Genomic DNA, 21,869 nt, shown 5'->3' with positions numbered 1-21,869 from the left:
ATGAGAAAATTACCTATCCTGGCCTTATTGTCAGGCCTGTTTTTACTCAGCGCCTGCAGTACGCCTAAACCCGACAACACCCGTCCACAAGCCTGGTTAAAGCCGGGTACTCTGGTGACGCTACCGGCTCCTGGCATTTCGCCGTCAATCACTGAACAACAACTGTTGAGCGCTCAGGTTAAAGGCAAAACTCAGTCGCTGATGGTGCTGCTGAATGCGGACAAAGAAAAAGTGATGCTGGCAGGTTTATCCCCGCTGGGCATCCGTTTATTTCGTCTGACCTACTCTCAATCGGGTATTAAAACCGAGCAGTCCATTACGCTGCCAGAATTACCTCCAGCCAGTCAGGTTCTTGCCGATATTATGTTGAGTTACTGGCCGATAAGCGCCTGGCAACCGCAACTGCCGGCGGGATGGACACTGAAAGATATCGATTCGCGGCGTGAATTGCGTGATGACCATGGTGAGCTGATTGAAACCATTCATTACCTGAAGCGGGACGGAAGTCGCCAGCCAGTCAGTGTACATCACCATCGTTTCGGCTATGTCATCAGTATTCAGCACCTGGAAAGCTAATCATGATTACGTTAACTGCTGCCGGAATGGTCAATGCGTTAGGCAATAACCTCGACGAGATCGCGGGAAATTTGCAGGCCAACATCGCGCCAGGCATTGAGCGGGACCGCGACGGCTGGTTACAACAAGGTGAGTGTTGGGTAGGACGGGTCACCGGCAACCTGCCAGACGTTCCACCAGAGATGGCGCAATACAATAGTCGTAACAACCGCTTGTTGCTTGCAGCACTGGCACAAATTCGCCCGCAGGTGGATGAAGCGATTACCCGTTATGGCAATGAACGCGTGGCGGTGGTGCTGGGAACCAGTACTTCCGGGCTTGATGAAGGCGATCGCATGGTGAGTGGCACCCATGCTGGCAAACCGCCCGCGGCGTATCGCTATGGCCAACAAGAACTCGGCGATCCTTCGCGTTTTCTGAGTGATTATCTGCAACTTTTTGGCCCTGCGTTGACGATTTCCACCGCCTGTTCTTCAAGTGCGCGAGCTATTATTACCGGTAAGCGGTTAATTGAGTCAGGGATGGTTGATGCGGCAATTGTTGGCGGGGCAGATACCCTAAGCCGCATGCCAATCAACGGTTTTAACAGTCTGGAATCGTTAAGCAATGTACGCTGTAAACCGTTTAGTGCGGAACGCAACGGGATCACCATCGGTGAGGCTGGGGCACTGATTTTGCTGACGAAAGAGCCGGGAGAAGTGCAATTGCTGGGCGTGGGTGAATCGTCTGATGCCTGGCATATGTCGGCTCCTCATCCTGAAGGTGTCGGTGCGATTCGCGCGATAGAAATGGCGCTGGGTGAGGCTAAACTCCGCCCACAGGACATTGGCTATATTAATTTGCATGGCACCGCCACACGTCTGAATGACGAAATTGAAGCCAAAGTGGTGAATCAACTTTTTGGCGAAAGCGTTCCTTGCAGCTCCACTAAGCATCTGACAGGACACACATTAGGCGCCGCAGGTGCCTGTGAAGCGGTTCTCTGTTATTTGCTGTTATCGCGAGGTTTGCCTCTGCCTGCACAAGATTTCACTGATGTGCATCAAGACCTGACTCTTGCGCCTTGTGGTTTACTCGGCGCTTCACAGCCATTTACCAAACCAATAATGCTGTCGAACTCATTTGCTTTTGGCGGTAACAATACCAGCCTGATTTTTGGAGTTTCTCATGACTGATTTTCTTGCCCCACACCACTATTTGCCGCACGAAGCACCCATGTGTCTGCTGGAGTCGGTAGTGGCCGTGGAACAAGAAAGTGCGCATTGTCGGGTTACGGTAAGCCGTCACGGCGTACTGGTGCCGTTTCTCAATGCGGACGGTAATTTACCTGGCTGGTTTGCCATCGAACTTATCGCGCAGACAGTGGGCGTGTGGTCGGGCTGGCACGCCATGCATAACGGTGAAGAAGCAAGCCGCGTAGGAATGCTGCTGGGAGGAAGAGGGGTACGATGTCCGGCGGGTTCTTTTGAACAAGGTTTGCAGTTGGAATGTCATGTCACGCTACTGATGCGTGATGAAAAAATAGGGTGTTTTGAAGGACAAATTCTCGCGGATGGCAACATACTGGCGAGCGGGCGGGTTAATACCTATCAGCCTGATAATAATGAATTAGAACAATTACTGGGATAGCAGCAAGATGACTCAGACAGTATTAGTAACCGGTGCCAGCAAGGGCATCGGCAGGGCAATTGCCTGTGGGCTGGCGGCCGACGGATTTGCCATTGTGGTGCACTATCATCACGACGAAGCGGGCGCACAGCAAACGCTTGAGCAAATAAATGCGCTGGGCGGAATGGGGCGTGTCATGCAGTTTGATAGTGCAGACCGCAGCCAGTGTCGCCAGGTGATTGAAGCTGACATCGAAACCCACGGTGCGTATTGGGGGGTGGTCAACAACGCGGGTATCACGCGTGACGGCGCATTTCCCGCGCTGAGTGATGATGACTGGGACGGCGTGATTCGTACGAATCTCGACAGTTTTTATAACGTGATTCAACCGTGTGTGATGCCGATGATTGGCCTGCGTAACGGCGGGCGTATCATCACGCTTTCGTCGGTTTCGGGCATGATGGGTAACCGCGGTCAGGTGAATTACAGTGCCGCCAAAGCGGGGATTATCGGGGCGACCAAAGCGCTGGCAATCGAGTTGGCAAAACGCAAAATCACCGTAAACTGCATCGCACCAGGTCTGATTGATACCGGAATGATTGAAATGGAAGAGGCCGCGCTCAACGAAGCGATGCGCCTGATCCCACTCCAGCGTATGGGGCAGCCCGAAGAAGTGGCAGGACTCGCGCGTTACTTGATGTCGCCCGTTGCCGCTTACGTCACACGCCAGGTTATCTCCATCAATGGAGGTATGCTGTGATTCGCCGTGTGGTCGTCACCGGAATGGGTGGCGTGACGGCATTTGGCGATAACTGGCAGGATGTGGCTGTGGGTTTGAAGTCCGGTAAAAACGCAGTACGACATATGCCGGAATGGCAAGTCTACGACGGACTCAACACCCTGCTCGGTGCCCCGGTCGATAATTTTACCCTCCCTGAACACTATACGCGTAAGCGTATTCGGGCGATGGGACGCGTGTCGTTGCTGGCAACACGTGCTACAGAGCTTGCGTTAATTCAGGCAGGGTTGCTTGACGACCCGATTCTCACCAGCGGTAAAGCAGGTATTGCTTATGGTTCATCCACGGGAAGCACGGGCCCGGTGAGCGAATTTGCCACCATGCTGACTGAAAAGCACACCCGCAATATTACTGGCACGACCTACGTGCAGATGATGCCGCATACCGCAGCGGTGAATACCGGGCTGTTCTTTGGTTTGCGTGGCCGCGTGATCCCGACATCAAGTGCGTGTACCTCTGGCAGCCAGGCGATTGGTTATGCCTGGGAGGCGATTCGTCACGGCTATCAGACTGTCATGGTCGCCGGTGGCGCGGAAGAGTTATGCCCGTCGGAAGCGGCGGTGTTTGACACGCTGTTTGCCACTAGCCAGCGTAATGACCAACCGAAGAGCACTCCCTCGCCGTTTGATATGCAGCGTGATGGCCTGGTGATTGGTGAAGGCGCGGGCACATTGATCCTCGAAGATCTGGATCATGCACTGGCGCGAGGTGCTACGATTTATGCGGAGATTACCGGGTTCCATACCAACTGCGATGCCGCGCATATCACCCAGCCGCAGAAAGAGACGATGCAAGTCTGTATTGAAAACAGTCTGCGTTCTGCGGGGCTTTCAGCTAGCGACATTGGCTACATTAACGCGCATGGCACGGCAACTGACCGTGGCGATATTGCCGAAACCCACGCCACAGCGGCGGTTTTTGGTGCTAACACGCCAATTTCCTCGCTGAAAAGCTACCTGGGTCATACGCTTGGCGCGTGTGGTGCACTGGAAGCGTGGCTGAGTATCGAAATGATGCGTGAAGGCTGGTTTGCCGAAACGCTGAATTTAACTCAACCTGACGAGGCGTGCGGCCATCTCGATTACATCATGGGTGAAGCGCGCAAAATCGAAACTGAGTTTGTGCAGAGCAATAACTTTGCCTTTGGTGGAATTAACACCTCACTGGTGATGCGCCGTTGGCGGTAAACGACTATCAGTTGGCGTTCGGCGAGGTGGCGTGCGTGTTGAATGACGCGTGCGCCACACGCTGGCTGTCGCCTGAATTATTGCAGGATGCGCCAACTGGCTGTCGCCGGCCGGACTGGATAGCCGCGAGGGTTCTGCTGGCAATGCTGCTCAATGATGGGCCGTTACCAAAATTAGCCCGCGCCGCGCAAGGCAAACCGTACCATCCTGCATTGCCAGAATTTAATATCAGCAACCATGCCACTCGTGTTGCGGTGCTGGTGGGGGGCGGGGAAGTGGGCTGCGATATTGAACAAATCCGCCCGCGTGTGCGGTTTATGGCGATTGCCCGCCACAGTTTCGACGAACCATTATGCGACTGGCTGGAATCTTTACCCGAAGCACAACAAATCGGGCAATTCTGGCGCATCTGGACGGCGCACGAAGCGGTTCTCAAGCAGCGTGGCGGAACGGTCTGGCAAATGGAGCAGTTGCGTTTGCCGCTCCAGACACTTTGCCCGCCAGACCGCTATTTACATCATGTTAGCCTCGACGATTCACTGATTGCCTGTTGCGGCGAGCAGCCTTTCCCCATTAATTTCACGCCAGAGCTGATTATTCTTTAAGTGCCCATTTTGCAACCAGTTACCAGGAATAATTCCTCAGGAAGTTGAATTATTTGGGGTATACGTCAGTGGTTCGGCAAGTTTAGACTACTCTCAAAGACTAACTGGAGATTTCCCAATGAGCGAAAGATTGTCGGTGATACAAGGCGATATCACCCACGCTAAAGTTGACGTGATAGTCAATGCGGCGAATCCCTCCCTGATGGGCGGCGGTGGTGTTGATGGCGCAATTCATCGTGCAGCAGGGCCTGCATTATTGGCGGCCTGTGAAGTCATTCGTCGTCAACAGGGCGACTGCCAACCTGGGCATGCGGTGATTACTGAAGCTGGCAATATTCCGGTTAAAGCGGTGATTCACGCGGTCGGCCCGGTGTGGCGCGGTGGTGAAGAAAACGAAGCCGAATTGCTTGAGCAAACTTACCGCAACAGCATGGATTTAGCCGCAGCCAATGGTTATCGCACTATTGCGTTTCCGGCAATCAGCACTGGAGCCTATGCTTTCCCAAAAGAGTTGGCGGCTAAAATAGCGGTCGATACGGTTTATCGATATATCGGTCTGCGTCCGTTGCCCGAAGAAGTCGTTTTCGTCTGTTTCGATGACGAAAATACCCAGATTTATCAACAGCTACTTGCCCAGCTCTAACGTGAGGAATCATCACGCCACCCGCCTGGGGAGAGCGATTACTCCCGCGCTCGCCGAGCATCCTGGCGTGAGCGGTATTCATCCTCTTGCGGATAGCCTTGATGCGTTTACCGCACGTTATCTGTTGTGCGGCATGGCGGAAAATACCCTCGATGTGCAGTATTACATCTGGCAGGACGACATGTCCGGGCGGCTGTTATTTAGTGCGTTGTTGGCAGCAGCTGACCGCGGGGTGAGAGTCAGGCTGTTGCTTGATGACAACAACACCAACGGGTTGGATAATATTTTAGAGCTTCTTAACTCCCATCCGCACATTGAAGTTCGTCTGTTTAATCCCTTCTCATTTCGCTTGTTTCGCGCCATTGGTTACTTAACCGACTTTGCCCGTCTGAATCGCCGGATGCACAACAAGAGTTTCACCGTGGATGGTGAAACAACGATTGTTGGCGGTCGCAATGTCGGCGATGCCTATTTTGGCGTCGGTAAACAACCGCTGTTTTCAGATTTAGATGTGTTGGCAGTTGGCCCGGTGGTGGGTAATGTCAGCCAGGATTTTGAGCGCTACTGGAATAGCCAGTGCGTTTCGACGCTTGCCAAAGTCCTGGACGTTGACGCCGATGTTTTACAGCAACGGGTACAATTGCCCGATGACTGGCGTAACGATCCGACGGCGCGACGCTATCTTGATCGCCTGACCACCAGCCAGTTTGCGACAGATCTTGTGGCTCGCAGGTTAAATATGTACTGGGCTAAAACCCGTTTGCTCAGTGACGATCCGCGTAAGGGGCAGGGAAGGGCGCGCAATCACACGTTGCTCCCACAGCGCCTGATCAACGTGATTGGCCTGCCAAAGCAGGAAATAGACATTATTTCGGCCTATTTTGTCCCGACTCGTGCCGGTGTCGCGCAAATTCTCGGACTGGTGCGTAAAGGGGTGAAAATAGCCATCCTCACTAATTCTCTGGCTGCCAACGATGTTGCGGTGGTGCATGCTGGATATGCACGCTGGCGCAAAAAGCTGTTACGACACGGCGTTGAGCTCTATGAATTAAAACCCGAAAACAACGGCCCTCGCAGGCTGCGCGACCGGGGTTTAACCGGACATTCGGGCTCCAGTTTGCACGCCAAAACCTTTAGCGTGGATAAGCAGAAAGTATTTATTGGCTCATTCAATTTTGACCCACGCTCAGCCATGCTCAATACCGAAATGGGCTTTGTCATCGAAAGCGCAGCACTGGCGGAGGATATCCATCAACGTTTCACGCAGAGCCAAAAAGAGGCCGCATGGGCGCTGCGTTTAGACCGCTGGGGGCGAGTGAATTGGGTGGAAAATCGTGAGGGCAAAGAGATCGTCTGGAAGAAAGAACCGCACACCCGTTTCTGGCAACGGGTGCTGGTGCGGTTGGTGTATCGGTTGCCAATCGAATGGCTTCTCTAAAACTCTTCATACTTTGAGCTGCAGCGGCGTTGGCTGCACTCACAAACCCCAGTCACTTACTCAAGTAAGCTCCTGGGGATTTGCTCCCTTGCCGCCTTGCTGCAACTCAAATTATTTTGAGTTAGCGGAACACTTAACTTGCGACTTTTATCGCCACATTCTGCGGTTTACCCGAGAATAAGAAACGCAGTAGCGGAACTCGCAGATGGATTTCGTATAAAACTATCGCTGTACCCACCACAAAGATAAGCCCCGTAATAAAGCCCACTATATTTGAATCAATATGCGGCGTGATATAGGCGCCAAAGAAGAGCGTCAGTGGGTGGTGAACCAGATAAATAAACAGAGATGCATTCACGAAATAGGTGACGCGCCGCGATTGGAAGTTCAGCAGTTTATGGCCAAGCGAGAACACCACGTTGACCATCCACAGTCCTAATACCATCGTGATAACGCTTTCGGTTTCATACATCCAGGCATCACCGCTACCGTAACGTTGGTTCAGCAGATAGGCAATAAACGCCAGCGCCGCACCTGCAGCACACCATGGTGATGGGGTGGTAAACAGGGCTTTCAGTTGTGGGCGGACAAACACTAACGCACCCAGCATGAAGAATGGCAGATAAAATAGCGTCTGCATCACCACAAAGTTAAACAGGCCATCACTTAAAATCGGAGAGTAAATAACGAAAATAGTGCGGCGAATAGCGCCGTATAAAAAGCCGAAGCCCAGGAAGGCTATTGAGAGCTTTCCTAAAGTAATAGGCGAGGCGTTATTTTCTGGCGTCTTCTCAAGACGCGCCTTCATTTGTCGAAACAAAAACAAACAAATTGTCGTCAACACCACCATAACTAACAAGAACCATAAATGGGAAACCAGTTCCCAAACCAGGGTGTTGTATTTTTCGTAAGGGGTAAGACCCGGCCAGTTTTTTGCTTTGTCGTTAACGTGTTGCAGCATTAAAAATTGCGGCAGCGTGAGTAACGGGATCGCCGTCAACATTGGGATGCCGACACGCTCGACGCGCACTTTCCACCAGCGTTTGAGCGGGTAGCGCAAAAAAAGCATGTAAGAAAAATAGCCAGAAATGACAAAGAACACCTGCATACGGAAGGCGTGAATGAAGTCATTAAACAGGGTTAACCCCCATGAGGCTTCAGCGCTGTTAACATGCCAGTGGTGGCTTGAATAGATAAGCGAGATATGAAACGGAATGCCTAAGAGCATTAACCAGGCTCGGATAGAATCGAGGAAAAACTCGCGTTGTTGTGGTGCTTTACTCATAATACTCCAGACATTATCGGACGAATCGCCTTATCCTTAAGAACATATCCCAATAGGCTTGAAGTCCCGAACGGTATCAATTCCGTGGCAACCCTACACTAACCATGACATCCTGTCTCCAGGATGGGCTCTGAAAGCGTAAGCAGTTGTCTTTTTTTGCTTAAAGGCTGAGCCAGTGCGCTGAACAATGCGGGTATTTGGTTGTCGGAAAGCAGAAGTTTCCATTAAAATGGATTGGATTGATTTAAGCACACAAAGGGGGATGTGCTGGTTAATATGAAACATAAACTAAAAATGATGAAAATGTGTGGGCTCGGTGCGGCAGTAATGTTGTCACTTTATACCACCTCGGTTTGGGCCTTCACCATCGATGATGTCGCAAAACAAGCGAAAACATTAGCGGGCAAAAGCTACGAAGCACCGAAAAGCAATCTGCCTTCGCTCTTCCGCGACATGAAATATGCGGATTATCAGCAGATCCAGTTCAATCACGATAAGGCCTACTGGAGCAAGTTAAAGACCCCATTTAAGCTTGAATTTTATCATCAGGGTATGTACTTCGACACCCCGGTTGCTATCAATGAAGTGACAGCGACTGCGGTTCATAAGATCAAGTACAACCCGGATTACTTTAATTTCGGTAATGTAAAACACGATAAAGACACCGTGAAAGATCTTGGCTTCGCCGGGTTCAAAGTGCTCTATCCGATCAACAGCAAAGATAAAAACGACGAAATTGTCAGCATGCTCGGGGCGAGTTATTTCCGTGTGATTGGCTCAGGTCAGGTTTATGGCCTGTCTGCTCGTGGTTTAGCAATCGACACGGCTTTGCCATCTGGCGAAGAGTTCCCACGTTTCCGTGAGTACTGGATTGAGCGCCCGAAAGCGGGTGATAAAACGCTGACCCTCTATGCGTTGCTCGATTCTCCACGTGCTACGGGGGCGTATCGCTTTGTGATTACCCCAGGTCGTGACACCGTGGTTAACGTGCAGTCGAAAGTGTATCTGCGCGACAAAGTGGGCAAACTGGGCGTTGCACCGCTGACCAGTATGTTCCTGTTTGGGCCAAATCAGCCGTCACCAAGCAGCAACTTCCGTCCTGAATTACATGATTCCAACGGTCTGTCTATCCATGCCGGTAATGGTGAGTGGATTTGGCGTCCGCTGAACAACCCGAAACATCTGGCGGTGAGTTCATTCGCGACAGAAAATCCGGTTGGTTTTGGTTTGCTGCAACGTGGCCGTCAGTTCTCGCGTTTTGAAGATCTTGACGATCGTTACGATCAGCGTCCAAGTGCCTGGGTTGCACCGCAAGGTGATTGGGGTAAAGGTCGCGTCGAACTGGTTGAAATCCCAACCAACGATGAAACCAATGACAACATCGTTGCTTACTGGACTCCGGATCAACTCCCGGAACCAGGCAAAGAGATGAACTTCAAGTACACCATTACTTTCAGCCGTGACGAAGACAAAATGCATGCGCCAGATAACGCGTATGTTGCGCAGACTCGCCGCTCAAACGGTGATGTCAAACAGTCGAATCTGATTCGCCAGCCTGACGGCACGATTGCATTTATCGTGGATTACGTTGGTGCGGATATGAAAAAACTGCCGCAAGATACGCCGGTTACAGCTCAAACCAGCATTGGCGACAATGGTGAAATCGTTGACAGCCAGGTACGTTATAACCCAGTCACCAAAGGCTGGCGTTTGACTGTACGTCTGAAAGTCAAAGATGAGAAGAAACCGACTGAAATGCGTGCAGCGCTGGTCAATGGTGATCAAACGTTGAGTGAAACCTGGAGCTACCAGCTACCTGCCAATGAATAAGTTTACTGATACTGCGTCTGCTTATATTGATGTCCTTCCGCTTTCTGCTGAGCAGAAAGCGGCTCTGCCTGCATCGGATCTGCAAGCGGTGCATGAGGCGCTGGATGCGAAAGAGCACCACTATGACAGAGCTGATGATTCCCCTTTAGCCTCGGTAAAGGCCCGACTCGAAGCGAGTTGGCCTGGATCGCTGGGTGGCGAACAACTGATTGAGGATGAAGAAGGGCGCGCCCAGTTGCAGGCCATGCCAAAAGCAACGCGTTCTTCTATGTTCCCCGATCCGTGGCGCACCAACCCGATCGGTCGTTTCTGGGATCGTTTACGCGGGCGGGAAGTTAACCCTCGCTATATGTCGAAAGAAGAAGCTGAAGCTGAGCAGAAATGGCGTACCGTCGGGACGATTCGACGTTACATTCTGCTGCTGCTGACGATTTCTCAGACCGTGGTTGCAACCTGGTACATGAAGACCATTCTTCCTTATCAGGGCTGGGCACTGATCAATCCTTCCGACATGTTCGGCCAGGATTTGTGGGTGTCCTTCATGCAACTGCTGCCGTATGTGTTGCAGACTGGCATCTTGATCCTGTTTGCAATTCTGTTCTGTTGGGTATCAGCCGGTTTCTGGACCGCGTTGATGGGCTTCCTGCAGCTACTGATGGGCAAAGATAAATACAGTATCTCTGCCTCAACAGTTGGTGACGAACCCATCGATCCGGCAAATCGCACCGCGTTGATTATGCCTATTTGTAACGAAGACGTAGACCGTGTATTTGCGGGTCTGCGGGCGACGTGGGAATCGGTAAAAGCGACCGGCCAGCAGCAACACTTCGACGTTTACATCCTGAGCGACAGCTACAACCCGGATATCTGTGTTGCTGAGCAAAAAGCGTGGATGGAGCTGATTAACGAAGTGCAGGGCGAAGGGCAGATCTTCTACCGTCGCCGTCGCCGTCGTGTGAAGCGTAAAAGTGGCAACATCGATGACTTCTGCCGTCGCTGGGGTAATCAATACAGCTACATGGTGGTGTTGGATGCGGACTCCGTGATGAGCGGTGACTGCCTGACCAACCTGGTGCGTTTGATGAATGCTAACCCGAATGCGGGCATCATTCAGTCTTCACCAAAAGCGTCCGGCATGGACACGCTGTATGCGCGTTGCCAGCAGTTTGCGACTCGTGTTTACGGGCCGTTGTTTACTGCGGGTTTGCACTTCTGGCAGTTGGGTGAATCTCACTACTGGGGGCATAACGCCATTATTCGCGTTAAGCCGTTCATCGAGCACTGTGCGTTAGCACCGCTGCCTGGTGAAGGTTCATTCGCCGGTTCTATCCTTTCTCACGACTTCGTGGAAGCGGCACTGATGCGTCGTGCAGGGTGGGGCGTTTGGATTGCCTACGACTTGCCAGGTTCTTATGAAGAACTGCCGCCGAACTTACTGGACGAACTCAAGCGTGACCGCCGTTGGTGCCACGGTAACTTGATGAACTTCCGTCTGTTCCTGGTAAAAGGGATGCACCCGGTTCACCGTGCAGTGTTCCTGACAGGTGTCATGTCTTATTTGTCCGCGCCGTTGTGGTTTATGTTCCTTGCGTTATCGACTGCCTTGCAGGTGGTACACGCATTGACAGAACCGCAATACTTCCTGCAACCGCGCCAGCTATTCCCGGTGTGGCCGCAGTGGCGTCCGGAACTGGCGATTGCATTGTTTGCTTCCACCATGGTGTTGTTGTTCCTGCCGAAGCTTCTGAGCATCATTCTGATTTGGTGCAAAGGCTCGAAAGAGTTCGGCGGTTTCTTCCGCGTGACGCTTTCGCTGCTGCTTGAAGTGCTGTTCTCCGTGCTACTGGCACCGGTACGTATGCTGTTCCACACCGTGTTTGTGGTCAGCGCGTTCCTCGGTTGGGAAGTGGTATGGAACTCGCCGCAGCGTGACGATGACTCCACTCCGTGGGGAGAAGCATTCATGCGCCACGGCTCTCAGCTTCTGCTGGGGCTGGTGTGGGCTGTTGGGATGGCGTGGTTGGATTTGCGTTTCCTGTTCTGGCTTGCGCCAATCGTGTTCTCACTGATTCTGTCGCCGTTCGTTTCGGTGATTTCAAGCCGTGCGACAATCGGATTGCGTACTAAGCGTTGGAAGTTGTTCCTGATCCCGGAAGAGTATTCTCCTCCGCAGGTTCTGGTCGATACCGATAACTACCTGAAGCTTAACCGCAGCCGTACGCTGGATGATGGGTTTATGCACGCGGTGTTTAACCCGTCGTTTAATGCCCTGGCAACGGCGATGGCAACGGCGCGTCACCGTGCAAGCCAGGTGCTGGAGATTGCCCGTGATCGTCACGTTGAACAGGCGCTGAATGAAACGCCTGAGAAACTCAATCGCGATCGTCGTTTAGTGTTGTTAAGCGACCCGGTAACCATGTCTCGTCTGCATTACCGTGTGTGGTCAAACCCGGAGCGCTATTCGTCCTGGGTGGATAACTACAAAACGGTTAATCTGAACCCAGAGGCATTACCGTCCAAATAAAGCGCGAACCGCGTCATCAATGCCGGCCTTCGGGTCGGCATTTTTTTGCGCTCAGCGACAGGAGATAAAATTGCTAAGAATGATTGTTGTGGTAATGGTCGCGTGCGTACTGAGTGGGTGCGGCAGCATTATTAGTCGTGCTGTACCGGGGCAGGGACACGGTAATCAGTATTACCCCGGTGTGCAGTGGGATGTGCGTGACAGCGCCTGGCGCTATATCACGGTGCTCGATTTGCCCTTTTCACTGGTCTTCGACACACTGTTATTGCCGATCGATGCCAGCCATGGGCCTTACGAATAAATCTTATCGTTCATCCCATTCATCAGCCGCAGTCTGTCCTTCCTCGGTGTCCAGAGGCGGCTCAAGTTGAAATTCACCTTCGTCCCATTCATGCAGCGTATTTTCTTCGATCCATTCCTGGCGTAACTCTATTTCGTCATAGTCGCCATCAAACACGCTTTGCGCCGCTTCACCACTGAGCATTGGCAAACATTCACCATCTTCGCTGTCATCAGCAAAGAACTCGGCCTGCCACATAATATCGCCGTCCTGAAGAATGTATTTTTGAATGTTCAGTTGTTGAACACTGGCACTCTCTTCATCAAGCTCGGGGTTTTCTACAAGGTAGAGCTCGCGTGCAGCATCAATGGCCTCTTCCAGCGTGGCATATAAACTCATGGTGATCTCCTTTATAAACAGGTCAGGGAGCGCGCTCCGGTGTCATTTCAAGTTAATTGTTGACGCTGTTTGCAAAGTTGCAAGTATGAGATTTAATCCTCGTCATACTTCAAGTTGCAGGTGCGTTGGCTGCGCCCGCGCGCCCCAGTCACATAGTTAGCTATGCTCCTGGGGACTTACGGCCTGGCCGCCTTCCTGCAACTCGAATTATTTAGAGGATGTACATGCTACTGGGGATTTCGTTATTACTCTTCTGAAACGGTGATGCGTTCTGTTGGGCGACGCAAGCTTATCCATGAGTAAAGCGCGTTGAAAAGAACCACACAGCCAGTGACTAAGAATACCGTACGAAAGCCATAGTTGGCTGAAACTGCGGCACCCATCAACGGGCCGGTGACATTACCAATATCGCGGAATGACTGGTTATAACTAAAGATACGCCCGGCAATTTGATTGCTGGAATTGTAGATAAGTAGGGTTTGAACCGCAGGCAACAGCGCGCCATCAGCGGCGCCTAACAGGAAGCGTAACACGCCTAATTGCCACGGGTTTTGTACCATCGACATCGGGATCAGCAACAAGACGGAGAAAACCAGGGCGCAGATTAAAATCCTCTCAGGCCCGATTCTATCTCCCAGTTTTCCCAGTCGCGGCGCACTGATCAGTGCTGCAACGCCGGGAACAGAGGCAATCATCCCGCTGATAAAAGCCAGATTGCTGACATTTCCCGCCAGTTCACGCACGTAAAGCGTAAGAATCGGGGCGATAGATCCGGTGGCAACCTGAATGATCATGGTAGTGACAAAAAGGCTTAGCACCAGGCGTGGATTTTTGAGTGATGTGAAGACCTGGCGTGCGTGAAGCATGTCCTTTTTGTGAACCGGAGTGAATTGTTCACGAATGCAGAACAAGGTAAAAACGAAACAGGTAAAGAGCACGGCTGCAGTGATAAAAAACACCGGACGCAGGCCGTAAGTATCCGCCAGAAAACCGCCAATCATTGGCCCAAGAAGTGCGCCACTCACACCACCGGTAGACAGCGTTCCTAGCGCCCAACCACTTTTGTGACGAGGAACCTGTGTGGCAATCAACGCGTTTGCATTGGGTACAAATCCGCCCAACAGCCCGAGCAGCGCGCGAAGCGCCAGAAATTGCCAGATATTACTCGCAAAGCCCATCAGCACCATCACGATGGACATTCCCAGCGCGGAGCGCAGCAGCATTATCTTGCGACCTTTGCGGTCGGCAAGCCCACCCCAGAAAGGTGACGCGATAGCTGAGAACAAAAAGGTGATACTGAAAACAATCCCAGACCACATGTTGAGCGCGCTGTGTCCGATTACGCCAAGTTGTTCGACATAGAGCGGGAGGAAAGGCATAACCAGGCTAAATGCGACACCAGTAAGAAAACACCCAAGCCATGCAACGGTGAGATTTCGTTTCCAGTTGATCGTGTTCTCAGGGAGAGTCATAACGCTCCAGTTTAGTGCAAAGAGGATATGCGGAGGAATTATTACCTTGCTAATTATGCGCCTGAAGCCGAGGTGGGGCAATGTTTCTGAAATACAATTTCAGAATGAGTTAAGGGTGGCAAAAGCCACCCAGGTACCGAAGTTAATACCGTGATGGCACGCCTTTAGGGCGCGTTTTAAAACGGCGGTGCAACCACATGTACTGCTCGGGAGCCATCAAAATGCACTGCTCGATGATCTTATTCATCCAGATTGCCGTGCCTTCAGGGGTTTCCAGCGGTGGTGAAAATTCTGCAGGCAGAATAATCAGCTCGTAACCTTTACCGTCTGGCTTGCGTCTGGGCACCATTGGCACAATCGCAGCACCGGACATCCGTGTAAGCGTGTAGGTTCCGGTGGTCGTGGCGGCTTCGTCAACGCCAAAAAATGGGACAAATACGCTGCCGCGTGGGCCGTAATCGTGGTCCGGTGCGTACCAGATGATTTCGCCCTGTTTAAGTGCGCGGATCATCCCTTTGAGATCTTTCCTGTCGATCATGCTTTTATTCGAACGCATACGACCCCAGGTTTGCAGCCAGTCAAGAAGGGGGTTGTCATTCGGGCGGTAAACCCCGATTCCTGGCGTGTTCATGCCGAACATTCGCGCCCCTAATTCTAGCGTCAGGAAGTGAATGCCTATGAGCAACACGCCACGTTTTGCTTCCTGAACCGCGTGAATCTGTTCAACACCGGACACATCGCACCAGCGTCGAATACGCCAGGTTGGCCAGAACCAGGCAATGCCGGTTTCCATCAGGCCGAGGCCGACAGATTCGAAGTTTTTCTCGAGATAATATTCGCGTTCTTCCGCTGTTTTGTGAGGGAAGGCGAGCTCAAGATTGCGGCGGGTAATTCTGACGCGGCGTTTCATAAACCGTCTTGCAAGTTGACCAAGGCCACGCCCGAGTCGATAAATGACGGGATAAGGGAGCAAAGTAATTAAATAGAGCAGGCCAATACCTAACCAGGTTCCCCAATAGCGGGGATGAAGTAGTGCGCGCGAGAATTGCGGTAAGTTCGTCATGTAAAACCTATTGTGACGGCAAATGCCGGATCTTCTTGAGTCAGACTATTGTGACATTAATTATGAACCATCCAAAATTAACCGAGGCAGAGTGCTTGATATTCCAGCGGTTGTTGTTTTTGGTGTGGATAGATAAGGGAAATGTTACGCAAAATGCAGGGATGTAAATTAACGTTAATTGCTATATGATGCAGCCCACTTTTTTCTCAACGATTGCAGAGCGAACACCATGCCAGTGTTACATAACCGCATATCGAATGAAGAATTGCGTGTGCGCATGCTGGCTGAAACTGAGCCACGCACCACGATCTCATTCTATAAATATTTCACCATTGAAGAACCTCAAACGACTCGTGATGCGCTTTACCAGGCGTTTACATCGCTCAATGTATTTGGTCGCGTTTACCTCGCCCATGAAGGGATTAACGCGCAAATCAGCGTTCCTCAAAGCCGAGTGGATGCGTTCCGCGAAACACTTTACGGTTTTCATCCCGCACTCAATGGCGTGCGCCTGAATATTGCGCTCGAAGACGACGGCAAATCGTTTTGGGTATTACGCATGAAAGTTCGCGACCGTATTGTCGCGGATGGAATTGATGACCCGTCGTTTGATGCCAGCAATGTAGGCGCATACCTCAAAGCGGCAGACGTGAATGCCATGCTCGACGACCCGGAAGCGGTGTTCATCGACATGCGTAACCATTACGAGTACGAAGTGGGCCATTTCCAGGATGCGATGGAGATCCCGGCCGATACCTTCCGTGAGCAATTGCCGAAAGCGGTCGATATGCTTCAGGAAGACAAAGACAAGAAAATTGTCATGTACTGTACCGGTGGGATCCGCTGCGAGAAAGCCAGCGCCTGGATGCTACACAATGGGTTTAAGAACGTTTATCACATTGAAGGCGGAATTATCGAGTACGCAAGACGTGCGCGTGAACAAGGCATTCCAGTGCGTTTTATCGGGAAAAACTTTGTTTTCGACGAACGTATGGGCGAGCGAATTTCCGATGATGTGATTGCCCATTGCCATCAGTGCGGTGCATCTTGCGACAACCATACCAATTGCAAAAATGACGGTTGCCATCTGCTGTTTATTCAGTGCCCGAGTTGTGCTGAGAAGTTTACCGGTTGTTGCAGTGAGATTTGCCGCGATGAACTGGCATTGTCGCCCGAAGAGCAGCGTCGTCGCCGTGCTGGGCGGGAAAATGGCAATAAGATTTTTAACAAATCTCGTGGCGCGTTGAATACTACGTTGGGGATCCCCGATCCCGAATAACGTTTAACGGGGTGGATACGAATCGTATCCACCCGGTTTTATCTCAGTTCAGTACAACCACAAGTAAATCATATCAATCAAAATGAGTACCGCGGAGAGTAGCAGATACAGCATCAAGTGCTCGCGTACATTATTCATCAAATAATCAAATATGCGGCGCATTGTCGGTTCACTTAAAGCGCGAGAGTGAGAACGGTGTAAGGTCGAAGCTCCACTCTTTGCCGAGTGCAAACTGGCAGGCTATCTCTCCAAGCACTGAGGCGAACTTAAATCCGTGTCCACTCAAACCGGTAATCACTAGTGTGTTGTCATGGCCCGGAAGGGTATCAATAATAAAATCCTCATCCGGTGACATATCGTACGTGCAGGCGGCGCCATGCATGCAGACGCCAACACCTGGCATTATCTGGCGCAAGAAACTGAACACTTCACTTCCGTCCGTCGCGATGGCACCAAAGGGCTTACGCTGTTGCGGCTCGCTTATCGGCTGGCCGCCATTATGTTTGCCGAGCTTCAACTCGTTATCCTCGCCCGCTGGGAAACCGTAATACTGATCCCCATCTGGCAGTTCGGCGGTAAAAGCCGGGAAATGATTCTTTTCACTGTAGCGCCCATCCGCCTGATGCCAACTGAAGATTTTACGCACTGGGGTGATGGGCAGTTCAGGTAATAATTTTGTGACCCATGTTCCGGCACTGATCAGCAGTTTGTCCGCGGTGAATTCACCTTCCGGCGTGTTGACGACCACACCTTCAGCAGTGTGATGAATCTCAGTCACTGGGCAATTAAACAGCTGGGCACAGCCCCCCTGGTTTGCCAGTCGAATATAGGCTTTAATCGCCAACTCGCTGCGCAGTACGCCAGAGTTCGGTTCAAACAAGCCGAGATAGTTTTCGGGAACGGTTATCTGTGGCCAACGGGCCATAACTGCTTCAGCACTCAATGTTTCAAGCGGCAATGACCAGTTTTGCGCACTTTGCTGCACTGTGGCGATAAACGTTGAATCAGCCGGGCCGAGATTAATCACGCCGGTGCGATGAAACACTTTCTCGCCGCTGATTTCCTGTAATGCGTCCCAAAGTTTCTGAGCGCGTAATACTAACGGGACATATTTTTCGCCTTCGCCATAGGCGTGGCGCATCAGGCGTGTATCGCCGTGGTGGCTACCTTGCTGATGAGGGGGATGGCAGCTATCGATCATCAGGACATTCAGGCCGGAATGTGTTGCATAGCAGCCAGCGGCGGCACCCACAGACCCACTTCCGACGATGATAAGGTCATAATGCATGGCGCTTTTCTCCTCTCTTTGTGCCAAAACAGAATAATAAAAAAGGCACCTCTACGGTGCCTTGTGTTATTTGGGCAGCATCGGCAATCAATGCTTACGATAATCGCTTACCTGGTAATCACTAGATTCAATCTTAGCAATGCCGGCTTCAAGAATTGATATAAATTGCCGGGCAACATCCGTGGTCAGCCATAACGTTTGACCGATTTCAGTTTCGTCGTGCTTTTGCGTATTGGAGGTCAGGTAGTGCAGGCGAAGCATCAGTGCGTCGTAGCTATCTACGGTACTGATGTCCCATCCAACAAGGGGATGGGTCTGGATAACATCACTATTTTTTTCCATCATAACCCCTTTTATACGTGTGTTTAAGACAACGGTTCGCGAGGTTTAATGCTTGTTTAATGTGAAGCCAGTTAAGTATATCAATGATTAAGCTATTTCGAAGAAGAAATAAATACCCTGCAACACTTTTTTTACATTACAGAGCTCGATTGTGCGTTATTTCGACGCTTTACTCTTTTTTATTGGGAAGATTCTGAGTAAGAAAGAATGGCGGAAGGAGCCTGCTAAGCAAATTTCAAAAAATAAAAAAACCGGATGGCGACACCCGGCATAAAAAACAACGAGGGAATTTTTTACCTGAAATGAGCGGCGACTTAATGTTAAGCCGACCACCTTCCATGATGAGTTTTAATCCGCAGCAAACCAGTCGTCAGCGCTTTCCCAGGTCTCTTGCAATATTTCGCTAATGCGATCGCGATCTTCTTTGCTGGCACCTAACACCGAGAGGTTATTAGCGGCAGCATAACGCACCTGAACGTGGTTTTCGTTTTCAGGATAGTGTTGAGTTATTCGGCGTGAAAGTTCATTCGCAAGCGCGTCAATAGCGCCTTGTGGCAGAGATGTAGTTTTGGCAATAGTGACTTCAATACGCATAACAGCCCCCTGTATAATATACTGTATATGTATACAGCCATATTATTCTGTATGCAACAGGGGGCATTAAAATTAAGCTTTTACTGACCAGTTAACTTGCTCACCGGCCAGGAATGGCACGATGCTGTCATCACTGGTGGCAATAGTTTCTGGCATTGTGATCGGGGTACGAACCAACTCAATCGTTTCTTCGTTAACTGGCAGACCATAGAAACGTGGGCCGTTGAGCGACGTAAACGCTTCAAAGTGCTCAAGCGCATTCATCTCTTCAAATACAGTTGCGTAAGCTCCCAGAGCTGACGGCGCGTTAAAGCAACCCGCACAACCACAACTTGCTTCTTTACGATGACGCGCGTGTGGTGCGGAATCTGTACCGAGGAATACGCGGTCACAACCACTGGCAACCAGTTCACGCAACGCTTCCTGATGAATACTGCGTTTTAAAATTGGCAGGCAATAGAGGTGAGGGCGCACACCGCCAACCAGCATGTGGTTGCGGTTAAACATCAGATGCTGAGGAGTGATGGTCGCACCCAACAGTGAGTTTCCTTCCTTCACATACTGCGCGGCATCTTTGGTGGTGATGTGTTCGAACACCACTTTCAATTCCGGTAATTGCTGACGCAAAGGCTCCAGGACGGTTTCGATAAAACGCGCTTCACGATCAAAAATATCAATGTCAGCGTGCGTCACTTCGCCGTGAATAAGCAGCGGCATGCCGATTTTTTGCATGCGCTCAAGCACCGGTAAAATCGCGGCGGTGCTGGTGACACCATGGCTTGAGTTCGTCGTCGCATTGGCAGGATAGAGTTTTGCTGCGGTAAACACGTTTTCATTAAACCCACGCTCAACTTCGTTCGGGTCTAAAGAATCGGTGAGATAACAGGTCATCAGGGGTTCGAAATTATGCCCCTGTGGTACGGCATCCAGAATACGCTGGCGATAGGCAATGGCGGCTTCGACCGTTGTGACTGGCGGCACCAGGTTTGGCATAACAATCGCGCGACCATAAATTTCGCTGGTATATGGCACCACCGTTTTTAACATCTCACCATCACGAAGGTGAATATGCCAGTCGTCTGGGCGGCGAATTTTTAATACCTGAGGTAATACGGTCATGAAAGTGCTCCGGCTAGGAAGGATTTAACGATGATTTGTGCCGGACACAAAGAATAAGCGCAAACGTTTCGCTTTGCACCATTTTCGTTGAGATTTTCTTGGGGAGGAGCGGCTGCTACCTCCCCAATGTCGTGAGAATTACTCAGTGAAAGGGATCACAATTTCGCCGGGCTTAACTTCAATCCCTTTGGCGTATTTTTTAGCCAGATTTTCACCGGTACTGCGGTCTTCACCCAACACGTAAGCCGGTTGTTGATTGAAGTAATTTTGCAGTGACTGATTCAGATACGGAATAAGTGTCTGGACAATGGTTTGCATTTTTTGAGGCTCGACAGTCGCATCTACCACTTCCATTTCTTGTAAATAAATCGCGCCTTGTTCTTTATTGAACGTTGGTAACGCTTTTAGCTTCAGTTTGATGTTGGCTTTTTGATCGCCGAAAATCGATGTCATTTCCAGTTTGGCATCACCTGTTAACGTGACTTTATTCGCTTCTTCACGGCCAATCGCACTGGATAAATTGTTCAATACAATATGGGCATCGGCAACGCCTGGCAGGCCAATATCTTTAGAGAAATTATTGCGTTTTTGCAGCGCGTGGTTGATTTCCTGTTCGCTGACGGTGTATTGCGTTAGCTGGTTACAACCCACCACTAATCCGCAGAGTATTAATGCTGCGGCTAAAACTATCTTTTTCATGGAGTTCCTTAACATGCTGCTTTGAAACAGATCCTGACATGCAACATCATGATCTAATCGCGCAGGCAGTGCTACCGGAAAAAACTGAAAATCAGATTGCAAGTCTTGCAGGGCCGAACGCGGCGGGTGAGCATTATGCTTACCCGCTCTGGGGAAAAGCCTTAACGGCAATTAAATTGCGTGGGATGAAAGCAGATTAATTTGCGTCTGTTTTGCCATATTATCGCGGTACGCCGCCACACGGCTTGGCCACTCAATTCCGGCAACCAGCGTCAGGTTACGCAGCAGTGGGAACAGATGGATATCATCGTCAGATGGCTCACCATTGACCGCATTAGGTTGCACAATGAGTTTATCGAGCTTGCGCAGATCGTCTGATATTTTCTTGATAAGACCGGTTGAATGCGAGAGGTGATCCGCGAAAGAACCGATCATCGCCTCTTTCTTGTGGACGAAATAAGCCCGCGCTTCCGGTGTGGCAAACTCATCAAAGGGAGCTTTAGCAATACGAGGAAGGAGCAACTGTTGAACATAGCTATTGACGTGGCGCAACCAGTCACTAATAGCCGCGTGGGTACTCCCTGTCAGCAGTGGTTCGCCATCGAGTTTATCGACGTAGTGCACGATATCCATGCTTTCAGGCATATAGCGGCTGTCGTCTTTTTGCAAGATGGGCACCACTTTCTTGCCAACCATTTTTGTCGGGGTGGCTTCATCGTCATTTAGCAGAACATTTAGCTCAATGGGGATATTCTTTAAGCCAAAAATCATGCGTGCTTTGAGGCAAAAAGGGCAGTGATCGTAGATATAAAGCTTCACGTTATTCCTCCATTTTGATT

General features: G+C 50.9%; 24 protein-coding genes. 13 read left to right on the top strand and 11 right to left on the bottom strand.

The genetic code is table 11. From position 1 onward, the window contains the following. The 8 genes from OH773_RS13820 to OH773_RS13785 all read left to right on the top strand — a co-directional run bounded on the left by OH773_RS13820 (window position 1) and on the right by OH773_RS13785 (window position 6,856). Window positions 1–576 carry a DUF3261 domain-containing protein gene (locus tag OH773_RS13820; protein ID WP_270139383.1) on the top strand — a complete coding sequence of 192 codons (576 nt, stop codon included), beginning with the start codon at window positions 1–3 and terminating at the stop codon, window positions 574–576. Between the two features lie 2 nt (window positions 577–578). Beyond that, on the top strand, window positions 579–1,751 hold the full coding sequence (locus OH773_RS13815; RefSeq protein ID WP_270139382.1) for a beta-ketoacyl-[acyl-carrier-protein] synthase family protein: 1,173 nt from the start codon (window positions 579–581) through the stop codon (window positions 1,749–1,751). Then, complete coding sequence (locus OH773_RS13810) at window positions 1,744–2,205, top strand: hotdog family protein (RefSeq protein WP_270139381.1); 462 nt, start codon at window positions 1,744–1,746, stop codon at window positions 2,203–2,205. The genes OH773_RS13815 and OH773_RS13810 overlap by 8 nt, the downstream gene beginning before the upstream one ends. Before the next feature lie 7 nt (window positions 2,206–2,212). Further along, complete coding sequence (locus OH773_RS13805) at window positions 2,213–2,944, top strand: 3-ketoacyl-ACP reductase FabG2 (RefSeq protein ID WP_270139380.1); 732 nt, start codon at window positions 2,213–2,215, stop codon at window positions 2,942–2,944. Continuing rightward, window positions 2,941–4,170 (top strand): beta-ketoacyl-ACP synthase, encoded by a 1,230-nt coding sequence (locus OH773_RS13800; protein WP_270139379.1) that lies wholly within the window; start codon window positions 2,941–2,943, stop codon window positions 4,168–4,170. Before OH773_RS13805 ends, OH773_RS13800 begins: the two co-directional genes overlap by 4 nt. Next, window positions 4,161–4,775, top strand: a complete 615-nt coding sequence (locus OH773_RS13795; protein ID WP_270139378.1) for a 4'-phosphopantetheinyl transferase superfamily protein — start codon at window positions 4,161–4,163, stop codon at window positions 4,773–4,775. The genes OH773_RS13800 and OH773_RS13795 overlap by 10 nt, the downstream gene beginning before the upstream one ends. Window positions 4,776–4,893: 118 nt before the next feature. Continuing rightward, complete coding sequence (gene ymdB / locus OH773_RS13790) at window positions 4,894–5,418, top strand: O-acetyl-ADP-ribose deacetylase (RefSeq protein ID WP_183271941.1); 525 nt, start codon at window positions 4,894–4,896, stop codon at window positions 5,416–5,418. After that, window positions 5,372–6,856, top strand: coding sequence for a phospholipase D family protein (locus tag OH773_RS13785; protein WP_270139377.1), 1,485 nt, complete (start codon window positions 5,372–5,374; stop codon window positions 6,854–6,856). Before ymdB ends, OH773_RS13785 begins: the two co-directional genes overlap by 47 nt. 133 nt (window positions 6,857–6,989) lie before the next feature. Here OH773_RS13785 and mdoC read toward each other — a convergent pair whose 3' ends face one another. After that, window positions 6,990–8,141, bottom strand: coding sequence for a glucans biosynthesis protein MdoC (gene mdoC, locus OH773_RS13780; RefSeq protein WP_270139376.1), 1,152 nt, complete (start codon window positions 8,139–8,141; stop codon window positions 6,990–6,992). A 294-nt stretch (window positions 8,142–8,435) separates the two neighbouring features. Between mdoC and mdoG the strand changes: the two genes are divergently transcribed. The 3 genes from mdoG to OH773_RS13765 all read left to right on the top strand — a co-directional run bounded on the left by mdoG (window position 8,436) and on the right by OH773_RS13765 (window position 12,796). Then, entirely contained in the window at window positions 8,436–9,971 is a 1,536-nt protein-coding gene (mdoG, locus tag OH773_RS13775) for a glucans biosynthesis protein MdoG (protein ID WP_183271997.1), read from the top strand. After that, window positions 9,964–12,495: a glucans biosynthesis glucosyltransferase MdoH gene (gene mdoH, locus OH773_RS13770; RefSeq protein ID WP_270139375.1), complete on the top strand. Its 2,532-nt coding sequence runs from the start codon at window positions 9,964–9,966 to the stop codon at window positions 12,493–12,495. Before mdoG ends, mdoH begins: the two co-directional genes overlap by 8 nt. A 79-nt stretch (window positions 12,496–12,574) precedes the next feature. After that, window positions 12,575–12,796 carry a YceK/YidQ family lipoprotein gene (locus tag OH773_RS13765; protein ID WP_139878025.1) on the top strand — a complete coding sequence of 74 codons (222 nt, stop codon included), beginning with the start codon at window positions 12,575–12,577 and terminating at the stop codon, window positions 12,794–12,796. Window positions 12,797–12,799: 3 nt separating this feature from the next. Here OH773_RS13765 and OH773_RS13760 read toward each other — a convergent pair whose 3' ends face one another. The 3 genes from OH773_RS13760 to OH773_RS13750 form a co-directional block, all read right to left on the bottom strand. Beyond that, on the bottom strand, window positions 12,800–13,174 hold the full coding sequence (locus tag OH773_RS13760) for a MysB family protein (protein ID WP_183271936.1): 375 nt from the start codon (window positions 13,172–13,174) through the stop codon (window positions 12,800–12,802). 245 nt (window positions 13,175–13,419) lie between these two features. After that, on the bottom strand, window positions 13,420–14,646 hold the full coding sequence (mdtG, locus tag OH773_RS13755) for a multidrug efflux MFS transporter MdtG (RefSeq protein ID WP_270139374.1): 1,227 nt from the start codon (window positions 14,644–14,646) through the stop codon (window positions 13,420–13,422). Window positions 14,647–14,788: 142 nt separating this feature from the next. Further along, window positions 14,789–15,709: a Kdo(2)-lipid IV(A) acyltransferase gene (locus tag OH773_RS13750; RefSeq protein WP_183271934.1), complete on the bottom strand. Its 921-nt coding sequence runs from the start codon at window positions 15,707–15,709 to the stop codon at window positions 14,789–14,791. 229 nt (window positions 15,710–15,938) lie between these two features. Between OH773_RS13750 and trhO the strand changes: the two genes are divergently transcribed. Beyond that, window positions 15,939–16,988: an oxygen-dependent tRNA uridine(34) hydroxylase TrhO gene (trhO, locus tag OH773_RS13745; protein WP_270139373.1), complete on the top strand. Its 1,050-nt coding sequence runs from the start codon at window positions 15,939–15,941 to the stop codon at window positions 16,986–16,988. A 48-nt stretch (window positions 16,989–17,036) separates the two neighbouring features. Here the strand turns inward: trhO and OH773_RS22450 are convergent, their stop codons facing one another. The 6 genes from OH773_RS22450 to OH773_RS13715 form a co-directional block, all read right to left on the bottom strand. Then, on the bottom strand, window positions 17,037–17,102 hold the full coding sequence (locus tag OH773_RS22450; RefSeq protein WP_442865686.1) for a hypothetical protein: 66 nt from the start codon (window positions 17,100–17,102) through the stop codon (window positions 17,037–17,039). A gap of 55 nt (window positions 17,103–17,157) precedes the next feature. After that, window positions 17,158–18,276: an N-methyl-L-tryptophan oxidase gene (solA, locus tag OH773_RS13735; protein WP_270139372.1), complete on the bottom strand. Its 1,119-nt coding sequence runs from the start codon at window positions 18,274–18,276 to the stop codon at window positions 17,158–17,160. A gap of 87 nt (window positions 18,277–18,363) precedes the next feature. Next, a complete protein-coding gene (gene bssS / locus OH773_RS13730; RefSeq protein WP_064547911.1) occupies window positions 18,364–18,618 on the bottom strand; it encodes a biofilm formation regulator BssS in 255 nt (84 codons plus the stop codon). Between the two features lie 348 nt (window positions 18,619–18,966). Further along, complete coding sequence (gene dinI, locus OH773_RS13725; RefSeq protein WP_270139371.1) at window positions 18,967–19,212, bottom strand: DNA damage-inducible protein I; 246 nt, start codon at window positions 19,210–19,212, stop codon at window positions 18,967–18,969. A gap of 72 nt (window positions 19,213–19,284) precedes the next feature. Beyond that, on the bottom strand, window positions 19,285–20,331 hold the full coding sequence (gene pyrC, locus OH773_RS13720) for a dihydroorotase (protein WP_270139370.1): 1,047 nt from the start codon (window positions 20,329–20,331) through the stop codon (window positions 19,285–19,287). Between the two features lie 138 nt (window positions 20,332–20,469). After that, on the bottom strand, window positions 20,470–21,030 hold the full coding sequence (locus tag OH773_RS13715) for a lipoprotein (RefSeq protein WP_270139369.1): 561 nt from the start codon (window positions 21,028–21,030) through the stop codon (window positions 20,470–20,472). A 38-nt stretch (window positions 21,031–21,068) separates the two neighbouring features. On the opposite strand from OH773_RS13715, the gene OH773_RS13710 reads away from it, so the two are divergent. After that, on the top strand, window positions 21,069–21,230 hold the full coding sequence (locus tag OH773_RS13710) for a hypothetical protein (protein WP_270139368.1): 162 nt from the start codon (window positions 21,069–21,071) through the stop codon (window positions 21,228–21,230). Here OH773_RS13710 and grxB read toward each other — a convergent pair. Beyond that, window positions 21,202–21,849 carry a glutaredoxin 2 gene (gene grxB, locus OH773_RS13705; protein WP_270139367.1) on the bottom strand — a complete coding sequence of 216 codons (648 nt, stop codon included), beginning with the start codon at window positions 21,847–21,849 and terminating at the stop codon, window positions 21,202–21,204. The two genes, OH773_RS13710 and grxB, sit on opposite strands and share 29 nt — an antisense overlap. Window positions 21,850–21,869: the final 20 nt, after the last annotated feature.

The sequence above is a fragment of the Buttiauxella sp. WJP83 genome, from assembly GCF_027594725.1.
Lineage (GTDB): Bacteria > Pseudomonadota > Gammaproteobacteria > Enterobacterales > Enterobacteriaceae > Buttiauxella > Buttiauxella selenatireducens.
The sequence above is the reverse complement of the archived record's forward strand: the minus strand, read 5'-3'. Positions and strand labels throughout refer to the sequence as shown.

What these genes read in the sequence shown, in the direction of transcription:
- OH773_RS13820 (WP_270139383.1), top strand. Translation starts at nt 1, where the DNA reads ATGAGAAAATTACCTATCCTGGCCTTATTGTCAGGCCTGTTTTTACTC.
- OH773_RS13815 (WP_270139382.1), top strand. Translation starts at nt 579, where the DNA reads ATGATTACGTTAACTGCTGCCGGAATGGTCAATGCGTTAGGCAATAAC.
- OH773_RS13810 (WP_270139381.1), top strand. Translation starts at nt 1,744, where the DNA reads ATGACTGATTTTCTTGCCCCACACCACTATTTGCCGCACGAAGCACCC.
- OH773_RS13805 (WP_270139380.1), top strand. Translation starts at nt 2,213, where the DNA reads ATGACTCAGACAGTATTAGTAACCGGTGCCAGCAAGGGCATCGGCAGG.
- ymdB (WP_183271941.1), top strand. Translation starts at nt 4,894, where the DNA reads ATGAGCGAAAGATTGTCGGTGATACAAGGCGATATCACCCACGCTAAA.
- OH773_RS13785 (WP_270139377.1), top strand. Translation starts at nt 5,372, where the DNA reads ATGACGAAAATACCCAGATTTATCAACAGCTACTTGCCCAGCTCTAAC.
- mdoC (WP_270139376.1), bottom strand. Translation starts at nt 8,141, where the DNA reads ATGAGTAAAGCACCACAACAACGCGAGTTTTTCCTCGATTCTATCCGA.
- mdoG (WP_183271997.1), top strand. Translation starts at nt 8,436, where the DNA reads ATGATGAAAATGTGTGGGCTCGGTGCGGCAGTAATGTTGTCACTTTAT.
- mdoH (WP_270139375.1), top strand. Translation starts at nt 9,964, where the DNA reads ATGAATAAGTTTACTGATACTGCGTCTGCTTATATTGATGTCCTTCCG.
- OH773_RS13765 (WP_139878025.1), top strand. Translation starts at nt 12,575, where the DNA reads ATGATTGTTGTGGTAATGGTCGCGTGCGTACTGAGTGGGTGCGGCAGC.
- OH773_RS13760 (WP_183271936.1), bottom strand. Translation starts at nt 13,174, where the DNA reads ATGAGTTTATATGCCACGCTGGAAGAGGCCATTGATGCTGCACGCGAG.
- mdtG (WP_270139374.1), bottom strand. Translation starts at nt 14,646, where the DNA reads ATGACTCTCCCTGAGAACACGATCAACTGGAAACGAAATCTCACCGTT.
- OH773_RS13750 (WP_183271934.1), bottom strand. Translation starts at nt 15,709, where the DNA reads ATGACGAACTTACCGCAATTCTCGCGCGCACTACTTCATCCCCGCTAT.
- trhO (WP_270139373.1), top strand. Translation starts at nt 15,939, where the DNA reads ATGCCAGTGTTACATAACCGCATATCGAATGAAGAATTGCGTGTGCGC.
- solA (WP_270139372.1), bottom strand. Translation starts at nt 18,276, where the DNA reads ATGCATTATGACCTTATCATCGTCGGAAGTGGGTCTGTGGGTGCCGCC.
- bssS (WP_064547911.1), bottom strand. Translation starts at nt 18,618, where the DNA reads ATGGAAAAAAATAGTGATGTTATCCAGACCCATCCCCTTGTTGGATGG.
- dinI (WP_270139371.1), bottom strand. Translation starts at nt 19,212, where the DNA reads ATGCGTATTGAAGTCACTATTGCCAAAACTACATCTCTGCCACAAGGC.
- pyrC (WP_270139370.1), bottom strand. Translation starts at nt 20,331, where the DNA reads ATGACCGTATTACCTCAGGTATTAAAAATTCGCCGCCCAGACGACTGG.
- OH773_RS13715 (WP_270139369.1), bottom strand. Translation starts at nt 21,030, where the DNA reads ATGAAAAAGATAGTTTTAGCCGCAGCATTAATACTCTGCGGATTAGTG.
- OH773_RS13710 (WP_270139368.1), top strand. Translation starts at nt 21,069, where the DNA reads ATGCAACATCATGATCTAATCGCGCAGGCAGTGCTACCGGAAAAAACT.